Origin of the sequence: Azospirillum sp. B506, from assembly GCF_000333595.1 — a bacterium.
Lineage (GTDB): Bacteria > Pseudomonadota > Alphaproteobacteria > Azospirillales > Azospirillaceae > Azospirillum.
The window spans coordinates 1-1,897 of record NZ_BADK01001073.1; the positions used below are offsets into that span (position 1 = coordinate 1).

A 1,897-nucleotide genomic window follows, 5' to 3' on the forward strand; every position below is an offset into this window, starting at 1 on the left:
CGGAAGACAAGATCCAGCAGCCCCGCAGTGGCGAGGTCGCGCTGATCGTCAAGGAATCCGACGACCGCGTCCGCGCCCTGGTCAGCCTGGATCGGGTGTCCGACACTTCCCTCTATGTCGGCCGCATGGTGGAGCCGCGGGTGCTGCAGCACATGGCATCCGCCGAAGGAGCGGTGAAGGAATACACCGCGCTGGAGAACCAGCGCGGCAGCCTGCAGGTCACGTTCACCCTGATCTTCCTGGTGGTGGCGATGCTGCTGCTGCTGGCGGCGGTCTGGGCCGGTCTGAATTTCGCCACCCGGCTGGTCCGCCCGATCAGCGCGCTGATCGGCGCCGCCGAGCGGGTGCGTGCCGGCGACCTGACCGTCCGTGTGTCGGAACCGCCGGGAGAGGACGAGTTCGTCCTGCTGTCCCGCGCCTTCAACCGCATGACCACCGAGATCGAGGGCCAGCGCCGCGAACTGCTGTCGACCAACCGCCTGCTGGACGAGCGGCGCCGCTTCACCGAGACGGTGCTGTCCGGCGTGTCGGCCGGTGTGCTGGGCGTCGATGCCGACGGCATCATCAACCTGCCGAACCTGTCCGCCGCCCGCCTGCTGGACGAAGAGGATGCGGAGCGGCTGGTCGGCATGCCGTTGGTCGAACTGCTGCCGGACATCGGCGATCTGCTGGACAATGCGCCGAAAAAACCCGGCCGTGTCGTGCAGGACCAGATCCAGATCCGACGTCCGGGCAAACCGACCCTGACCCTGCTGGTCCGCATCGCGGCGGAGGTGCGCGACGGCACTGTGCGTGGCTATGTCATCACCTTCGACGACATCACCGAACTGGTCTCGGCGCAGCGCAAGGCGGCCTGGGCCGACGTCGCCCGCCGCATCGCGCACGAGATCAAGAACCCGCTGACACCGATCCAGCTCTCGGCCGAACGGCTGCGCCGCAAATACCTGAAGGAGATCTCCAGCGATACGGAGGTCTTCACCATGTGTACCGACACCATCGTCCGCCAGGTCGACGACATCCGCCGCATGGTGGACGAGTTTTCGGCCTTCGCGCGGATGCCGCAGCCGGTGATGAAGCCGGTGAATATCAACGACCTGGTCCGGCAGGCGGTGTTCCTGCAATCGAGCGCCCATTCCGGCAAGATCCGCTTCGACACCAGGCTGCCGTCGGGGCCGCTGACGGTGGCCTGCGACAGCCGGCAGATTTCCCAGGCGCTGACCAACCTGCTGCAGAATGCGGCCGATGCCATCGAAGGGCGGACGCCCCCTGCCGACGGGGCCGGTTTGCCGCCCGGCGAGGTGGCCATCGCGGTGGAGGACGACGGCGATAAGGTCGTCGTCACTGTCGACGACAACGGCAAGGGTCTGCCCGGCGGCGAACAGCGCGACCGGCTGACCGAACCCTACGTGACGACGCGGGCCAAGGGCACAGGGCTCGGGCTCGCCATCGTCAAGAAGATCATGGAGGACCACGGCGGCCTGCTGACCCTGGAGGACCGCGAAGGCGGGACCGGGGCGCGCGTGACCTTGGTCATTCCACACCCGGTTGCGGTCGCGAACGACGCGGGCGGCCGTGACGACAGGCCGGCGGAGACCGGCGGAGAGATGAGGCACGAAGCCCATGGCGCATGACATTCTGATCGTCGACGACGAAGCCGATATCCGGATGCTGATTGCCGGCATCCTGAACGACGAAGGCATCAAGACCCGCGAGGCCGCCGACGCCGATCAGGCCTTCGCCCAGGTGGCGTCGCGCCGGCCGAGCCTCGTCGTGCTCGACATCTGGCTGCAGGGCAGCAGGCTGGACGGCCTGCAGATCCTGGAACAGCTGATGCGGGATCATGCCAATCTGCCGGTCATCATGATTCCCGGCCACGGCAACATCGAGACCGCGGTCC

The 1,897-nt window shown here is 67.3% G+C and carries 2 protein-coding genes; both read left to right on the plus strand.

Annotated features, from left to right (window positions below):
* Positions 1 to 1,631 (plus strand): ATP-binding protein (locus tag I71_RS33140; protein WP_042704333.1); only part of this gene is annotated, 1,631 nt, incomplete at its 5' end.
* Positions 1,621 to 1,897, plus strand: a 277-nt coding sequence (locus tag I71_RS33145; RefSeq protein WP_042704335.1) for a response regulator, incomplete at its 3' end; no start/stop codon positions are given. The genes I71_RS33140 and I71_RS33145, both read left to right, overlap by 11 nt.